The organism is Streptosporangium sp. NPDC020072 (genome assembly GCF_040631445.1).
Taxonomy (GTDB): domain Bacteria; phylum Actinomycetota; class Actinomycetes; order Streptosporangiales; family Streptosporangiaceae; genus Streptosporangium.
This window is the reverse complement of the sequence record NZ_JBEYAB010000009.1, coordinates 199787-214764: the sequence shown is the minus strand read 5'-3', so window position 1 is coordinate 214764 and position 14978 is coordinate 199787. Positions and strand designations below refer to the sequence as shown.

Annotated in this window: 18 protein-coding genes and 1 pseudogene; 8 read left to right on the top strand and 11 right to left on the bottom strand. The window is 68.2% G+C overall.

Annotation, left to right across the window (positions count from 1 at the left end):
• The first annotated feature begins 68 nt into the window (after positions 1-68).
• A complete protein-coding gene (locus tag ABZ470_RS23070; protein ID WP_362913694.1) occupies positions 69-413 on the top strand; it encodes an Imm8 family immunity protein in 345 nt (114 codons plus the stop codon).
• Positions 414-423: 10 nt separating this feature from the next.
• Here the strand turns inward: ABZ470_RS23070 and ABZ470_RS23065 are convergent, their stop codons facing one another.
• The 4 genes from ABZ470_RS23065 to ABZ470_RS23050 are packed head-to-tail and all read right to left on the bottom strand — an operon-like array spanning position 424 to position 3549.
• A complete protein-coding gene (locus ABZ470_RS23065) occupies positions 424-1332 on the bottom strand; it encodes a class I SAM-dependent methyltransferase (RefSeq protein WP_362913692.1) in 909 nt (302 codons plus the stop codon).
• Positions 1305-1928: a cysteine hydrolase gene (locus ABZ470_RS23060; RefSeq protein WP_362913690.1), complete on the bottom strand. Its 624-nt coding sequence runs from the start codon at positions 1926-1928 to the stop codon at positions 1305-1307. The genes ABZ470_RS23065 and ABZ470_RS23060 overlap by 28 nt, the downstream gene beginning before the upstream one ends.
• The gene (locus ABZ470_RS23055) at positions 1925-2980 is read right to left on the bottom strand and encodes an isocitrate/isopropylmalate family dehydrogenase (protein WP_352015952.1); all 1056 of its coding nucleotides are present in this window, start codon (positions 2978-2980) and stop codon (positions 1925-1927) included. Before ABZ470_RS23055 ends, ABZ470_RS23060 begins: the two co-directional genes overlap by 4 nt.
• A 47-nt stretch (positions 2981-3027) precedes the next feature.
• Positions 3028-3549, bottom strand: a complete 522-nt coding sequence (locus ABZ470_RS23050) for an EF-hand domain-containing protein (protein ID WP_362913688.1) — start codon at positions 3547-3549, stop codon at positions 3028-3030.
• A 465-nt stretch (positions 3550-4014) separates the two neighbouring features.
• On the opposite strand from ABZ470_RS23050, the gene ABZ470_RS23045 reads away from it, so the two are divergent.
• From ABZ470_RS23045 to ABZ470_RS23035, 3 genes are all read left to right on the top strand, one after another.
• A complete protein-coding gene (locus ABZ470_RS23045; RefSeq protein ID WP_362913686.1) occupies positions 4015-4569 on the top strand; it encodes an isochorismatase family protein in 555 nt (184 codons plus the stop codon).
• A 108-nt stretch (positions 4570-4677) separates the two neighbouring features.
• Positions 4678-5121, top strand: a complete 444-nt coding sequence (locus tag ABZ470_RS23040) for a hypothetical protein (protein WP_362913684.1) — start codon at positions 4678-4680, stop codon at positions 5119-5121.
• A gap of 208 nt (positions 5122-5329) precedes the next feature.
• The gene (locus ABZ470_RS23035; protein WP_362913682.1) at positions 5330-6079 is read left to right on the top strand and encodes a class I SAM-dependent methyltransferase; all 750 of its coding nucleotides are present in this window, start codon (positions 5330-5332) and stop codon (positions 6077-6079) included.
• Here the strand turns inward: ABZ470_RS23035 and ABZ470_RS23030 are convergent.
• From ABZ470_RS23030 to ABZ470_RS23020, 3 genes are all read right to left on the bottom strand, one after another.
• Positions 6069-6287: a BldC family transcriptional regulator gene (locus tag ABZ470_RS23030; RefSeq protein ID WP_362913680.1), complete on the bottom strand. Its 219-nt coding sequence runs from the start codon at positions 6285-6287 to the stop codon at positions 6069-6071. The genes ABZ470_RS23035 and ABZ470_RS23030 overlap by 11 nt on opposite strands.
• Before the next feature lie 12 nt (positions 6288-6299).
• Positions 6300-6533: a hypothetical protein gene (locus ABZ470_RS23025; protein WP_362913678.1), complete on the bottom strand. Its 234-nt coding sequence runs from the start codon at positions 6531-6533 to the stop codon at positions 6300-6302.
• A 1312-nt stretch (positions 6534-7845) separates the two neighbouring features.
• Positions 7846-8082, bottom strand: a complete 237-nt coding sequence (locus ABZ470_RS23020; protein WP_362913676.1) for a hypothetical protein — start codon at positions 8080-8082, stop codon at positions 7846-7848.
• Between the two features lie 1026 nt (positions 8083-9108).
• On the opposite strand from ABZ470_RS23020, the gene ABZ470_RS23015 reads away from it, so the two are divergent.
• Positions 9109-9852: a GntR family transcriptional regulator gene (locus tag ABZ470_RS23015; RefSeq protein ID WP_362913674.1), complete on the top strand. Its 744-nt coding sequence runs from the start codon at positions 9109-9111 to the stop codon at positions 9850-9852.
• Between the two features lie 33 nt (positions 9853-9885).
• On the opposite strand, the gene ABZ470_RS23010 is transcribed toward ABZ470_RS23015, so the two are convergent.
• From ABZ470_RS23010 to ABZ470_RS23000, 3 genes are read right to left on the bottom strand one after another with little or no spacing between them, the layout of a single operon-like run.
• Positions 9886-10302 carry a TIGR03668 family PPOX class F420-dependent oxidoreductase gene (locus ABZ470_RS23010; protein ID WP_362913672.1) on the bottom strand — a complete coding sequence of 139 codons (417 nt, stop codon included), beginning with the start codon at positions 10300-10302 and terminating at the stop codon, positions 9886-9888.
• Positions 10303-10352: 50 nt separating this feature from the next.
• Positions 10353-10688: an HAD family hydrolase gene (locus ABZ470_RS23005; protein ID WP_362913670.1), complete on the bottom strand. Its 336-nt coding sequence runs from the start codon at positions 10686-10688 to the stop codon at positions 10353-10355.
• A complete protein-coding gene (locus ABZ470_RS23000; protein WP_362913668.1) occupies positions 10678-10989 on the bottom strand; it encodes an HAD family hydrolase in 312 nt (103 codons plus the stop codon). Before ABZ470_RS23000 ends, ABZ470_RS23005 begins: the two co-directional genes overlap by 11 nt.
• A 300-nt stretch (positions 10990-11289) precedes the next feature.
• On the opposite strand from ABZ470_RS23000, the gene ABZ470_RS22995 reads away from it, so the two are divergent.
• From ABZ470_RS22995 to ABZ470_RS22985, 3 genes are read left to right on the top strand one after another with little or no spacing between them, the layout of a single operon-like run.
• Complete coding sequence (locus ABZ470_RS22995; protein WP_362913666.1) at positions 11290-11874, top strand: hypothetical protein; 585 nt, start codon at positions 11290-11292, stop codon at positions 11872-11874.
• Positions 11875-11894: 20 nt separating this feature from the next.
• Positions 11895-12731 (top strand): GntR family transcriptional regulator, encoded by an 837-nt coding sequence (locus ABZ470_RS22990; protein ID WP_362913664.1) that lies wholly within the window; start codon positions 11895-11897, stop codon positions 12729-12731.
• Positions 12728-13450, top strand: a complete 723-nt coding sequence (locus tag ABZ470_RS22985) for a protein phosphatase 2C domain-containing protein (RefSeq protein ID WP_362913662.1) — start codon at positions 12728-12730, stop codon at positions 13448-13450. Before ABZ470_RS22990 ends, ABZ470_RS22985 begins: the two co-directional genes overlap by 4 nt.
• Before the next feature lie 540 nt (positions 13451-13990).
• Here ABZ470_RS22985 and ABZ470_RS22980 read toward each other — a convergent pair.
• Positions 13991-14305: pseudogene (locus ABZ470_RS22980) on the bottom strand (transposase); the annotation flags it as partial.
• Positions 14306-14978 lie beyond the last annotated feature (673 nt).

Genomic DNA, 14978 nt, shown 5'->3' with positions numbered 1-14978 from the left:
GGCATGCGTGCAATCGCTGCCGCGTATATGGGAGAACGTCTCGTCATGGTCCGCGGAATGATGTGACGATGCGAGCACGGGTGAACTCCTTCCGCTGGGTCGATCTCGAAGACGGGCGGCGCGTCGACCGGACCCACGCCTGCGAACTCCTGGAGATGTACGTCGGCCCGCAGGACGGGCCGGGTGACGAACAGTTCTCCCTCACGGTCTGCACGCCGTCCGCCCTCGCCGAGCAGCTCCAGCACCACCCCTACCTCATCGGCAGGCACTGGCTCCTCGTGGCCGAGCTTCACCCCGACCGGGTGACCGCCTGGCTTGCCGACCGCGTCGCCGTGCTGGAGGCCCCGACCTGGGGCGAACTCGCCGCGAAGATCGGCCGCATCGGACACTGGGAGTTCGAGGACTACCCCTGATCCGGAGAGATCAGGACTTTCCGGCGAATATCCAGCGGTTGCTCGCCAGGGAGTCGTTCGGCACGGGGAGCGGGCCCCGGCCGTAGTGGTAGGTGAAGTCGAAGGGGGTGCGGACCGTGGTCGCCCAGCCGAGGTCCTTCAGGTGGCCGACGGAGTCGGGACGGGGCTCCCCGTCGAACAGGGCGAGGAGATCGACGCCGATCCGCTGTCTGGCCACGGTGTAGACGGGACTGGCCCGGACCTGCGGCGACTCAAAGCCGAGCTTGACCTCGCAGGCCAGGACGCTTCCCGGGGCGCTCAGCCGGTTCACGCTCTCGACGAGCCCCCGCTCGGCCCACGGCGGAAGGTAGAGCAGCAACCCCTCGGCCAGCCAGGCGGTCGGCACGGCCGGGTCGAACCCCGCCTCGGCCAGCGGCCGGACCCAGTCGTCCCGCAGGTCGGCCGCGATCGTGCGGCGCGTGGCCTTCGGGGCGGCGGCGAGGCCGTCCAGCACCCGGTGCTTGAACGCCAGGACGCCGTCCCGGTCGATCTCGTGGACGACCAGGCCCGGCGGCCAGTCGAGCCGGAAGGCCCGCGTGTCGAGACCCGCCCCGAACAGGACGACCTGCCGCACGCCCGCGCGGGCCGTGTTGACGAGGAAGTCGTCGATGACCCGGGTGCGCAGGCCGAAGTAACGTCCCAGTCTGCCCCACAGGGGGTCGGCGTCCCCGTCGGGAACCTGCTCGGGGCGCACCGGCCAACCGGCCGAGACGGTGGCGGCCCGTACGAAGTGCTCGGCGTAGGGGTCGCCCGCCAGGGCGTCAGGGCGGTGGGTCTCGATCGCCCGCGCGGCGGCAACCATGAGGGCGGTCAGGCCGACCCCCTCCTCGACGCCGACGCCTACGGCCGAGGTCAGGCCTTCGTCCCGGGCGTACGGCACGCTCTCTCCTCTTCCTCCGAAGGCGTCCACGGATGGTCGTGGGTGGCGAGGTAGGCGCCGTACAGAACGCGCATGAAGCGCAGGATGTCCACATCCTGCAGGTGCAGGCCGGTGGTGCAGTCGGTCAGCACCGTGATGTGGAACCCCTTCTGGAAGGCGGTCCTGGCGGTGGAGTCGACGCAGACGTCGGCGTACAGCCCGGCGAGGACGAGCCGTTCGACCCCGCGGCTGACGAGGTGCCGCTCGAACCCCTCGCTGAGGAAGGCGTCGAAGCACGCCCGCTTGGTGAAGACCCGCTCCCCCGGCTCCGGTGAGACCGTACGGAACTCCGCACCCCACGAGCCCTCCAGGCATTTGGGCCGTTTGCCCAGCGCGCGGTCACGGCGCCGCCAGCTGGGCCCCTGGTGCTCGACGTCACCGACGAAGCGGACGAAGACCACCTCGGTGCCGTGGGCCCGCGCCCGGCTGACGGCCAGCGCGGTGTTCGCCGCGACGACCTCCAGCCTGGTGGGGTCGCCCGGGTAACGGGCCAGCGCCCTGGGACCGGCGCAGAAGTCGTTCTGCAGGTCCACGACGACCAGGGCCGTGGCCGTCACGACTCCACCGGCGGGGCCTCGAACGTCTCCAGCAGCGCCTCGACCACGGCCGTCGTGGAGTGACGTCCGCCGAGGTCGGGGGTGCCGACGCCCTGTCGGGCGAGGGATTCGAGGCCGCGCTCGACCATCCGCACCGCTCCGGCGCAGCCCGCGTGCCGTTCGGCGATCGCCGCCGCGGCCCGTACGGTCGCCACCGGGTTGACCGTGTCCTTCCCGGCCAGGTCGTCGGCGGAGCCGTGCACGGTCTGGTACTCGACCAGCCCGGCCGCCTCGGGGTGCAGGTAGACGTTCTCCGTGCAGCGGTTCTCCTGGCGCTCCGAGCCGAAGCGGTCGAGCAGGACCACGTGCATGATGTCGGCCCACTCGTTGCCCGCGATGATCATCGTGCGGGGGCGCGGGCCGTACTCGATCAGGTTGCGGTTCACCGTGTCCGGCTGGAACAGGTCGATCTCGACGCCGTGCCGCGCGGCGCTCTCGGCCACCCACTCGTCGAGGGCGCCGTCGAGCAGGTGGAACTTGTAGGCCATGATGATCCGCTCGGCTCCGCCGTCCGGCCACTCCTGCCGCGCGCGCCGTACGGCGAAGGCGATGACCTGCTCGGTGATGTCCCGGCTGAACGCCATGGTGCGCACGAGGAAGCCGGGGGCGTGGGTGTTCTCCCCGGTGTAGAAGCCCTGGGCCTCGTCCCTGACCAGCAGCAACGACGTCTCGGGGGTGGTGATGGCGTCGACCTTGACCGCCCGCAGGCGCTGGCGGACGAGGTAGAGCGACTGGGCGTTGATCGCCGTACGGAAGACGGCCGGGACGCCGAGGGCGGCCCGCGTGCGGCAGAACTCCGCGTAGTGGTCGGCGTCCTGCCGCGTGAGTTCGCGGATCTGCTCGACCCCGGCGCCGGCCCTCAGCGACGAGTACGAGTGGTAGAGCCTTTCCGACCGGGTGAGGTCGATGCCGACGGAGTGCGTGTCGGCGATGCCGGTCAGCACCCGTTCGAAGACGGCCGCGAGTTCGGGGCCCGTCCCCTGGCCCACGGCGAGTCCGATGACTGGTTCCACCTGTTGCTCCTGGTGTCGACGAAGGCCGGACGTGGGGGTTCGGCTGGTCAGCCGACCAGGTGGTCGCCTGGGATGTCGGTCTTCTCCGGGCTGTAGTAGTCCTTGATGCCGGTGGCCCAGACCGGGACGGGGATCTGGTCGGCGTCGGAGGGGCCGAAGGCGTCGAAGAGCGCGTGGATGTTCGTGGGCGCGAACCCGATGGCCGTCATGAGCGCCACGAAGTCGTCCCGCCCGATGAACCCGTCACCGTCCGGGTCGCCCAGCCTGGCCAGCGCCTCGGCGAAGTCACTGATGGCCTCGTCGAAGCGCTCCGGGGAGAGCACGCACGCGACGTACTCGTCGAAGCTGATGCGACCGTCGCGGTTGGCGTCCAGCTCGGCGGCCAGGGTCGTCCAGTAGCGCCGGAAGGCGGCCAGGATGGCGGCCTTGGCGACGTCGCCCGAGTCGGGGGAGGCCGCGATGACCCGGCTCGCCATGAGCTCGAAGTCACCGGCCTCCAGGTAGCCGGTGCCGTCGGCGTCGAGCAGGGTGAAGACGAGCCTCACCCGGTCAAGGGCCGCTTTCTGCATGCTCTGCCACCTTTCTTTCAGCGCCATTCATGAAAAGGCCAAGCCGGAGGCCGGACCGCACGCGATTATGCCACACCGTGACCACGCGTTTACCATCCGACCGATAATCAAGCGGGCCGAAGGAACAAATCCCCAAAATAGCAAATATCATGATCTACTATGCGGCTCCTCCTGGCGCACACTCCGATCAACGGGCATGATTTGCCCAGTTCAGAGCCCTGTTGACGACGGCCGCCCACTCAATGACGAGAACCCCGAGACCTTCTCCCGGAGAGCCTCGCAATCACCATAAGCGAAATCACCTTTTCCATGATTTATCAGGACTTGCGGCTGTGATTCAACGCTGAAATTTTTTCATGTTTCACAGAGGTTCGAGAGGCGGCGATGAAATCGTCGGCCGGACGGGGGCGCCGAAACCGTCGGTGGGATGGTCTAGCGTGAGGGGAGCACGAAAAGGAGGCTCACGTGACAACCCTGCCCAATCGCCCGAACACCGCCCTGCTGGTGATCGATGTCCAGAACGGCGTGGTCGCGGACGCGCACAACCGTGACGGCGTCATCGCGAACATCAACGACCTGGTCGACAGGGCCCGCGCGCAGGACGTGCCCGTGGTCTGGGTGCAGCACTCCGACGAGCATCTCCAGCGCGACAGCGACGAGTGGCGGTACGTCCCCGAGCTCACCCGCCGCGACGCGGAGTCGCTGGTCCACAAGAACTACGGCGACTCCTTCGAGGCCACCGACCTTGAGGAGCTCCTGGCCGAACACGGTGTCGGTCATCTCGTCGTCACCGGCGCGCAGACCGACGCGTGCATCCGTTCGACCATGCACGGCGCCTTCACCCGTGGCTACGACGTGACACTCGTCAGCGACGCGCACACGACGGACGACGCCGGAGAGGGCATGCCCTCCGCCGCGCAGGTCATCGCCCACACCAACCTCTACTGGCACTGGCAGAGCGCCCCCGGCCGCCACGCGTCGACCGTGGAGACCGCGAAGGTCACCTTCGACGCCACCTGACCTGCCCCCGGCTACCCGGGGCCGGGCTCGCGCGTTCCACTCCCGGGCCCGGCGGGATGGAACGCGGGCCAGCCGAAGATCAGGGCATGAAGTGCTACTTTGTCCGCCATGTTCGACTGGCTCGGGGCGGCCCTGTTCATCGCCCTGCTGGTGGCGGCGATCGCCTGGCCCCTGCTGGCCGTGGTCGCCGCCGCGTTGGTGGTCAGCCTGCGGGTGTCCGCCGTACGCCGCCGCCGAGCCGGGCAGCCCGCCGCCTGGCGGACGCCGGCGTGGTGGGGCCGGGCCTGCGTCGCGGCGTTCCTGCTGGCCGCGACCGGTGCGGGCGTCTTCGTCCAGGCGGACGACAGCTTCGGCAAGCTCGACGCCGACGATCCGCCACGCTGTCCCGTCGGCGCGGACTGCGTGCCCTCGACCTTCGCCGAGATGGCCGCGCACCAGGAGATCGTGCAGAAGTACGCCCTGGCCGGTGCGGTGATCACGACCGTGGCGGGGCTGGCGTGCCTGGGCGTCTGCGTGACCCTGCTGCTCAGAAGGCGACGGCACCGCGCCTGACGGTGCCCAGGGCGTTCCTCGAAACCAAGCCGGGACCCTTCGCCTCAACGGTTGGGCACGACGAACCAGGACGCAAGCCGCGTCGACGACGATTCCCCGCTCGGCGACACCGCCCCGGGACGCGGCGTCCACCGTTGGCCGAACGGTCCGAACGGTGGGGCACCCTCCTCTGCGACGGCCGTACCCGACGGCAGTGGATACTGCCGGAATGTTCTCCGATGCCGACGCCGCTGCCCTTTATGACGTGCTGAACCCGTGGGACCCTGCCCGTCGCCCCGAGGCCGGCTTCTGCACCGGGCTCGTGATGGCGGCCGGGGCCGTACTGGATGTCGGCTGTGGCACCGGGAGCATGCTGCACCACGCCCGCGACCTCGGTCACACCGGACGGCTGGTCGGGCTCGACCCCACTCCGGGCATGCTGGGCCGGGCCAGGCGCCGTACCGATGTCGAGTGGGTCTCCGGCACCGCCGCCGACGCCGCCTGGGACCGGGAGTTCGATCTGGCCACGATGACCAGCAACGCCTTCCAGTGCCTGGTGACCGATGACGAACTGCGCGCCTCCCTGACCGCGATCCGCACCTCGCTCCGCGACGGTGGCCGGTTCGTCTTCGGCACCCGTCACCCGCAGGCCCGCGCCTGGGAGGGCTGGAACCCGTCGAACGCCTTCGACGTCAGGACCACCGCAGGCCGTGAGCTGCGCATGTGGCACGAGGTCGAATCCGTCGTCGGCGACGTCGTCACGTTCACCGAGACCACCGCCGAACGCGACGGCACGATCCTCCGCGTCGAGCGGGAGAGTCTGCGCTTCCTCGACGCCCCGGCTCTGGCCGGTTTCCTGACCGAGGCGGGGTTCACCGTCGAGAACCAGTACGGCGACTGGCGCCGTGGCCCCGTCACCGAAACCAGCCGCGAACTCATCACGATCGCCCGCCGACCTGAGTCGGGGATCAACCCTTGAGAAGGGTGTTGATGTCACTCTCCCGATAACGCCGCTGCCTGCTGGGGGTGCGGACGGAGGGGATCTTCCCGGTGAGCGCCCACCGGTTGACGGTCTTCGGGTCCACGCCGAAGATCCGGGCGACCTCGCCGGGGGTGAGAAGTCGTTCGGTGGTGTCCGGCCCGGTGGAGAAGGTGCCGTCGGGGGCTACGGCCTTGAGCGGAGACATGGGGGCTCTCTTTCAGTAGCGGAGGGTGTGCAGGATCTGGTCGTGCCGGGCCAACGCCCTGGCCAGCCGGTGCAGGGTCGTACGGCCGAGCACGTCCCGGGCTCCGGCTCCGCGCTGGTCAAGGCGCAGGGGTTCGTAGCGGACGGCCCACCATCGGGACAGGCCGGGCAGGTCGTGCTGTTCGTACCGCCAGGCGGGGTGGGTGCTGATGAGCAGGTCGATCAGGCGTCGCTCGTCGTCGGTCATGGTCGTCCTGGTTCGGAGGGCGGACAGGGAACACACGTCGTTCAGGCCGGACTTTCGAGGGCCTTTGTTCGGACCATGAGGCCAGGACCTCACCCGACCAGGGCTCCCGACCGTTTGGACCGTGAGGCCGGGAGTCCTGGCTGGGCTCCTGATCGTTCGGGCCGTGAGGTTCACAAAGGGAGGAGAGGCGGGTGCCCGGCCCCGAGCCGGGGAGCACGGGCCGGGCACCCTGGAGGAGGACCGGCCCCACGCACAGGGCCGGTGCGCCAGACGACTCCCCCTTCCCCAGCACGCCAGCGTGCGTGGGAGCCGTCTTGCGGAGGTGTGCGGCCCAGGTCCCTCCTACCTGAGCCACACGTTCATGAGGTACGGCGAGCGACGGGTGGGATGACGTCCACGTCCGCCGTACCAGCTTCAAGAGCGCAGCAACCTGCGCAACGCCGTAGCCTGACCCGATTGAGCGGCCTGACCAGGACATACGGCCTGAACAACCCGGGAGACCCGGGCCATCTGCCTGGCCCGAGCGGTCTGCAGAGCGCGGGCGACGGCGACGGCCTTGATGCTGGGCGGCACCACCGGGGACACCTGAGTGGCCAACTTGCGGTCCAACTCCTCAGCCGACCCGGCCCGAACCAACAACACGTCCCCGGGGTACGGCCTCCCGGACAGGGCGTTCCGGTAGGCGCTCCACAACCCGAACTGCGAGCTGTGGAAAACCAACCAACCAGGGTGAGCCGCCTGCACGGAGTTACAGGTTCGATCTGAAAACTCAGAAACTTGACGCGGAGCCCAGGCCGACAGCATCATGCCGCCCTCCCACCCGGCGAACGCCGATCCCCAGCGGACACCGTTCCTTCACTCGGTGAACGCCGTGCCCCGGCGGACACCATTGCCTCACCTGACGAAGGCCGTCCCCCGGCAGGCACCGTTCCCTCACCCGGCGAAGGCCGTCCCCTGGCGGATGCCGTCTCCCCGCCGACCACCTCGTTCCGCGTCCCAGAGGGCGGACGGCCGGCCCCGCCCCTCCTACGCCGGACCGGCGTCGGGGAGGACTGCGGCGAGGGCCGAATGGCCCGGATCATCTCGGCCTCCCGCATCCGCTCCTCCAACCCGTCTCCGGTGGGGTCCTCGACGATCACTGGCCGGGGGCCGTCCCAGACGGCCACGGCGTAGAAACAGCGTCGTCCCAGGCTGTAGAGCACGGTCCAGTCCGCCCAGGCCTGGTCGATCCGCTCGGCTTCGGCACGAGCTGGACCGTCCCAGACCCGCCGATAGACCGGGGCGTACGGTAGGCCGTCGCGATGCCGTCCCGTCATGAGGTGACCTCTTCGACCAGGGCGGTGCGGGCGGTCTCCTCCTGCTCGGCGACGATGGCCTGGATCTCGTCGAAGGTGTCGGCGTCCACGGCCGACTCGGCTCCAGCCCGTACGGCGGCGCGGGGGAAGAGGTGGGTGCGGAAGGCCCAGAACCGGCCCGCGTCACTGATGATCAACCGCCACCCCGGGATCACCGGGCGGCCGGGGGTGTGCTGCATGATCTGGACCTCCAAGATCCGACCAGAGGCATGCCTGGCACGGGTGTTCGCCAGACGGGCCTGCCCTTCGGGACGACGAAGAAGGTGTGTGCCGGCCGGACGAACGCCGGGCCGACAGACCGCCTGAGCCTGGGGAACACGACATCGGCCGCCGCGTCGAGGCGGCCTGCCGCTCGCGGGCCGTACACCACCGGGCTGACGCACCCTCGTCCAGGTGATCCCCAACCGAGGAGCGCCAGGGAAGGGACGCCGGATTCGCCGAGGCGGCCACGGCCGTACCGGCACAACGGGCGCGACCTCCGGAGCGGCGACCGGCCTGTCCACAGGCACCTGCCCAGAAGCGCCGCCCTCCTCCACAGAGCCGTCCGGAACCACCGCAGACACCCCCGGCCCGGAATCCGCAGGACCTTCCCGTACGGCGGTCGCGGCCACTCCCGGCTCAGGAGCAGGACGACGCCGACCAGGCACCGGCCCACAATCCGGCCCGGCCTCATCCACACGACCGTCCGGTACGGCCTTCGCCGCCGGGACCAGCGCGGGCGCCTCAGGATCGGGATCAGACTCGGGACGCCGCTGGGCGGGCGCCAACGGAACCACCTCGGCGGGCGCGACCTCCACCGGAGGCCGAGGCGCGGGAAGGAACTGCGGGCCGTACGCACGACGCGCCTGAAGACGGGCGTTCATCAGCAGACCGGACGGCTGCACGTACTCGTGCCCGTCCTGCTGCGAACAGCCATGGGCGTAGGGGGAATGGCCACAGCGGGCACATCCCATGGGCAAGGGGACGGCGTCACCGAAGCAGTCGCATCCGTTGCGGAAAGTGATCGACTCAAAGGTCGAAACACTAGGCTTGGTCACGGCTTGGACTCCACTTCCTGATCAAGGAGCCGTCTGGATGAGGCGGGGCGAGAACTGCCCTAAAGTGTCGTACGACACTGGACGCTAGAGCAGGTCAGGATGTCCGTCAAGCGGAATGGCCTACGACACTTGGATATGGTGGTTCGCGTGCAAACAGACCCGAATTCGCCCGCGCGTCGCATAGTGGCCGATCTACGGGCCGACATCACCGCAGGACGCCTGCCCGCAGGCGCGAAACTGCCCTCCGTCCGTGACCTCGCCGACCGATACGACGTCTCCCGTAACACCGCGAACAAGGCCCTCACCATGCTCAAAACAGAGGGCCTGGTGGTCACCCGGCACGGATCAGGCGCCTATGTCCGCGACGCTTACCCCATCCGACGCCTGGGACCAGACCGCTACGCACGCCACCGCTGGCAGAAGACCACCGTCGAAGTGTTCGCCACCGAACAGCCCAAAAGCGCCTCCGCCCAGCAGCAGGGACACCAGACACAGGACGTCTCCCTGGTCGAGGCCGACGAAGCCACAGCAACCGCCCTCGGCCTCGAACCCGGCTCACCGGTCTACGAACGAGCCCGCGTCATGACCCGCGACGGCAACCCCACGCACACCATGACCTCCTACTACCGCCCCGCCGACGTCGAAGGCACACCCCTGACCGACCCCACACCCGGCATCGCCGGACAGTCCGGCGGATTCCAAGTCCTGACCGACCAGGGCCTACCCCCACACCAGATCACCGAGGACATCTCCGCCCGAATGCCCACCGCCCAGGAATCCGAACTGCTCGGCCTCCCCGCAGGCGAACCCGTCGTCGAAGTGCGCCGCACCACCCGCACCGCCGAAGGCCACGTCATCGAATACGCCCGAGGCATCCACTCGGCAAGCAGATTCACCTGGTCATACACCTTCGACATCCCCGACTGACCATCACGCGCAAGGGGCGACAACCGCGAAACCCTAGCCGAACGACCAGCCCGTCCAGCCGGTGATGTGGACCAGGATCACCGCGCCGGTCGGCGGCACCTCCCGATACTGTCCGTAACGGTCGATGAGCCGCTCCAACGCTCGGGCCCGCTCCGGCCCCTCTTCCCGAACCTGGGCACGGCCATCCGCCCGCACCCACCACAACCGGTCCCAGTCATCGTCATACTCATCCACCAACAGCGAAACCTGCGGATTCGCCGCGATGTTCGCCAGCCGCCGCAGCCGTACCGTGGACTTCGGCTTGTGATCAACGGCAATCGCGACCACATCGTCAACGACCGCGAACGTGACCGGCACCAGGTGAGGTCGACCATCATCACTCACCGTGGCCAAACGGGCCACCCGCGCCGCCTCAAACCGGGAACGAGCCTCTACGGGATCCAGTTTCACGCCTTCACCATGCCCTCATCACACGAATGGCAGCCCACTGTGAACCGCATTCATTCGGAACTTCCACAAAGGAAAGGCACCAGTTCCGAGATGCCGTCGATATGCCAATCAGCCGGCCGATCCTTCGCCCACAGGTGCCCCCATGGGCCTCGCCTGATCAGGCACGTCCGCAAATCCGCCGCCCTGGCCGGAACGATGTCGTTGGCCGGATGGTCCCCCACGTAAACCGTCTCCTCCGGTGCCGCCCTCCCCAGCTCGACGACACGTCGGAAGAACTCCGGGTCCGGCTTCGCCACCCCCCACTCCTCCGAGACGGCGATCTCATCGGCGGGCAGGCCAAGGCCACGCACGAGATCCCCGGCCCTGGCCGTCTGGTTACCGGCCACACACCCGCACCCCTGCCTCCCGCAACGCCCGAAACCCCGGCCGCACATCGGGATACAGATCGCTCTCGTCAAGGAACTCCCCGCGTCCGGCCTCCTCCCGGGCCCGCCGCTCGGCATACAGATCCACCCCGGGACGCAACAGCCGGATCGCCTCCGCGTTGTCCAGCCCCATCGCCGTCACCGCACCGACCAGAGCCGACAGAGTGTGCCGGGAAACCCCCAGCCAATCAGCCCAGGACGCCCAATAACGATCATCCCGAACAAGCGTCTCACCGATGTCGAACACCACAACCCTGATCACACCTGGCAGGGTAAGCCGCCCCTCCATGAACGGCCCGGAAGGCGCCGAACCCCTCTGGCCCTGGCCTTCGCCCCCGCCCAGTGGCGCTCGTTCATCGGCCACGTGAACACCGGCGCCTTCGACGCCTGATCGCCTGCCCTCCCCGCAAGGCCCTGGCACCCTACGGCGCCAGGGCCTTGTCCATGTCAGGGGGGTTGCTCGCACCGTGGGAATCGGAAACGCTGGCTGACGGACGAAGGGCGCGTGCCCCACCCACGCCACCGGTGGGCCGCCTCCGAAGCGTTGAAAGTGGATGAGTCCGTGCTGTGGCCCGATGCGATACGTAACACGGTCAAAACCGGCCCGGACCGCGAGGTCCTGTCGGTCTACCCCTACCGATCCTCCTGCCCCAAAAGCGTGTGGCGTTCCCTGATCACCAACGCCACCTCAACCATCGTCCTGGCCGGATACACCAACTACTTCCTCTGGCTGGAACACCCCAACTTCGCCAAAGTCCTCAAACGTAAAGCCGAACAGGGCTGCCGCGTCCGCTTCCTCCTCGGCGACCCCGACAGCGACGTCACCCGCCGCCGCGAACAGGCCGAAGCCGTACCGCTGACCGTCTCCACCCGCATCCGCATCACCCTGGCCGAACTCGACCCCCTCAAGAACCTCTCCGGCATCGAGGCCCGCTTCGGCGACGAACACATCGCTCTGTCGGTCTTCCAGTTCGACGACGAAATGCTCGTCACCCCGCACCTGGCCAACCTCGTCGGCCACGACTCCCCGATGTTGCACCTCAAACGCCACCAGGACGACGGCCTCTACGACCGCTTCGCCTACCACGTCAACGAACTGTGGCAACACGGCCGCGACATCTGGACCAACGAACCCGCCGTCCCCTGAACCAGCAGGAGAGCCGCACGATGGCCGCACATTCGCGCTATCGGGACCTTGCCACGCAAATCCGGACACGGATCGAAGCAGGTGAGTGGGAACCCGGAGCCAGGCTGCCGCGCCTGGATGACTTCGCCGCGCAGTACGGTGCCAACCGCGACACCATCGGCCGCGCCATCGGCGTCCTGGAATCCGAGGGGTATGTCTGGGCGGTCCAGGGGCGAGGGATCATCGTCCGGCACGGCATGATGCGGTTGCGCAGGCCACGCGGCAACCTCGTCAAACGCAACGTCGCCACCGACGGCCCCGGCTGCTCCTTCCCCTCAGCATCCGGGCAGGAGGTCTGGAAACACCACGTCCCGCCCACGGTGTCCGCCGAGCCCCTGACCGATCCGCGTATCGCCAAACTGCTCGGTGTCCCGCCCGGCACGACGGTGACCCGCCGCTTCCGTGTCACCGGCCCGCAGTCGGAGCCGCCGTTCCAGATCGCCGTCTCCTGGATCCACCCCCGCGGCCTGACCGACGCCCCTGAGGTGACCGGCCAGGCCACCGGACCGGGCGACTGGCTGTACCGGCTGGAACAGGCCGGACACTGGCCCATCAGCTGGATCGAATTTCATCGCGCCCGCATGCCCACCAAGGACGAGGCCGCCCTGCTGGAGATCCCCACCAGCCTGCCCGTCCTGGAGATCGTCCGCCAAGGCGTCTCCGGAGGTGACGACCAGCCCATCGAGGTCACCGAATACGTCGTGGCCAGCGACCGGGTGGAGACCGTACACGTCCTGCACCGCGACGAATCCGCCCAACCCCCCTGGCCCGACCCCACCAACGGCGGCGACAGCGCTGGTGACGGTGAGCGGCCATGACCCTCACCGCCCACGCCGCCACCCGAACCCACATCGGCCACGTCCGCCGCCGCAACGAGGACGCCGCCTACGCCGGAACCCACCTGTTCGCCGTCGCCGACGGTCTGGGCGGCCACCCCGCAGGCGACATCGCCGCCCAGACCGTGATCGACGTCCTACGCCCCTGCGATCACCCGGCCGACGCCGCCGACCTGCCCCACCTGCTCGGCGGCGCCATCCACACCGCCGGCGGGACCTTGCACGAGGCCATCACCGCCGACCCCGCCCTGACCGGGATGGGCACCACCCTCGTGGCCCTGATGTGGTCGGGCACCACCGCCGTCGTGGCCAATGTCGGCGACTCGCGCGCCTACCTGCTGCCCGCCCACGCCACCCCCGGCACGCCGCTACGGCGCCTCACCGAGGACCACACCTACCGGAACCTCATCGCCGACGCCGAGGCCGTACCGAACCTCCCCGCCCGCATCTCCCGCTTCCTCGACGGCCGCCCCGAAGGACGCTCCCCCGACCTGACCACCCACACCCTCCACCCCGGCGACCGGTTCCTGCTGTGCTCGGACGGCCTCACCGAAGCCGTACCCGGCAAACTCCTCACCGAGGCCCTGCGCGCACCCGCCGACCCACCCCAGATCGCCGACCACCTCATCGCCCTGGCCCTCGACCACGGCGGCCCTGACAACGTCACCGTGATCGTCATCGACATGAAACCCACTCCCTGATCCCCGACCTGATCGCCATCCGCGACAGCAAAGCCCCCCGGCCCCACACTGACCTTCAGCGCCTCCAGGTGGAACGCCTTCATAGACGATGTGAAGCTCGGAACGTTCGACTCCTAACCCACGAACCCGCCATCATGGACAGAGCCCCACAGCCCGAGGCCGTACCCAATAATGATCAACGCTCTGACCTGCGCCGCTGCACTGCCGCCGGACTGCCGCAGAAACAGTCCCCCCATGCGGACATACCTGACCTGGGACTTTACCCTCGGGTCCCTCATCACCCTGAAGGGTTCGCAACAAGGTCTTCGCGGGCGTCTTGTGGTTCTGGAGCATGGGTCCCTCATCGCCCTGAAGGGTTCGCAACACGACGCCGAGGTCTTGTGTGTTCGGGCTGCTCACACAGTGCTCGCGTGTGCTGGATTTTTGCGGTCGCCCGTTCAGCCGATTCTCCCGACCCAGTCGCCTCGCTCCAGCCGTATGCGACCCGTGGCGGAGATGTAGGCGGTCGCTCCTCTCAGGGGGAGGCTCAGGGGGAGGTCTCCCTCCCGAGCAGGTGCCCTTCTTCTCAAAGCCGGTGTCATCGCCGACCAGCACTCCGTCGGCGTCGCCCAGGTGGTCGATCACGTAGGTGCGGATGTCGTCGCGGACTGCGTCGACGTCCCACTTGGCGGTCGAAAACAGCCGTTGCATGCCGTCCGGGGTGGCTTCCCCGGCGTGCTCGGCCAACGACCAGCCGGTCGTGCGTTGCAGGCCGGACAGTAGTCCTTGCAGGCAGGAACGGACGCGCAGCCGTACCTCCCGTCTCCCGAAACGCCCTGCCACGTGAGCGAAGGCGTCGTCCAGTCCGGCCTGCAGACGGGTAGCGCTGAGGTGTTCTAGTCTGGCCGACACGGCCACCGCATGATCTTCAGTTCCATCACACCTGAATGATCACAGCGGTGGCCGTCTGTCGTAGTTGTGGCCCTAGCCCCACAGGTTCACACACGCACGCTCTCACTCAGCCTCACGATGTACGGCTGGAGTACTAGGGCGAAAACAATAAGCTGTTACGGTGACCTTTATTTGCGGTTACCGGATCTGACCCATGCCTGCCCGGTACGGCTCCATACAAGTCAAGCAAGGATACGGTCGGCCGAATAAACAGGGTCACTTTTATCCATTCCTGCAGTGGGCCAAGCAGGTCACCGGGATCACCTTGCAGGTGGCCACCCGATGTGATGGCGGTACACGACACACCTAGGTATCGGCGGAGACTCCCCCGGATCGTGCCTCGTTGGGCATGGCCCCGCGATTGAATGGTGGAGCAGACACTTACCCACCTGAATCGCTGCACCTGCCCGTCTCGAGGAGTGCATGTATCTGCCGGCTACTTTCGTAAACATCGCCTATCTGGCTGCGACCTTCGCCCTGTTTCATCTCACCCGGATTCCCACCCGACAATTTAAGCACCCTCTAATAGTTTCAGACATCCCGTAACGGAACACCAAGGGTAACCATTGCCTGGTCGGCACCAAGACATCAAGAACGA

Bases quoted from the DNA above. Each gene is read 5' to 3' on its own strand.
- ABZ470_RS22985 (WP_362913662.1), top strand. From the start codon at position 12,728: ATGACCCTCACCGCCCACGCCGCCACCCGAACCCACATCGGCCACGTC.
- ABZ470_RS23040 (WP_362913684.1), top strand. From the start codon at position 4,678: ATGTTCGACTGGCTCGGGGCGGCCCTGTTCATCGCCCTGCTGGTGGCG.
- ABZ470_RS23050 (WP_362913688.1), bottom strand. From the start codon at position 3,549: ATGCAGAAAGCGGCCCTTGACCGGGTGAGGCTCGTCTTCACCCTGCTC.
- ABZ470_RS23035 (WP_362913682.1), top strand. From the start codon at position 5,330: ATGTTCTCCGATGCCGACGCCGCTGCCCTTTATGACGTGCTGAACCCG.
- ABZ470_RS23025 (WP_362913678.1), bottom strand. From the start codon at position 6,533: ATGACCGACGACGAGCGACGCCTGATCGACCTGCTCATCAGCACCCAC.
- ABZ470_RS23070 (WP_362913694.1), top strand. From the start codon at position 69: ATGCGAGCACGGGTGAACTCCTTCCGCTGGGTCGATCTCGAAGACGGG.
- ABZ470_RS22990 (WP_362913664.1), top strand. From the start codon at position 11,895: ATGGCCGCACATTCGCGCTATCGGGACCTTGCCACGCAAATCCGGACA.
- ABZ470_RS23030 (WP_362913680.1), bottom strand. From the start codon at position 6,287: ATGTCTCCGCTCAAGGCCGTAGCCCCCGACGGCACCTTCTCCACCGGG.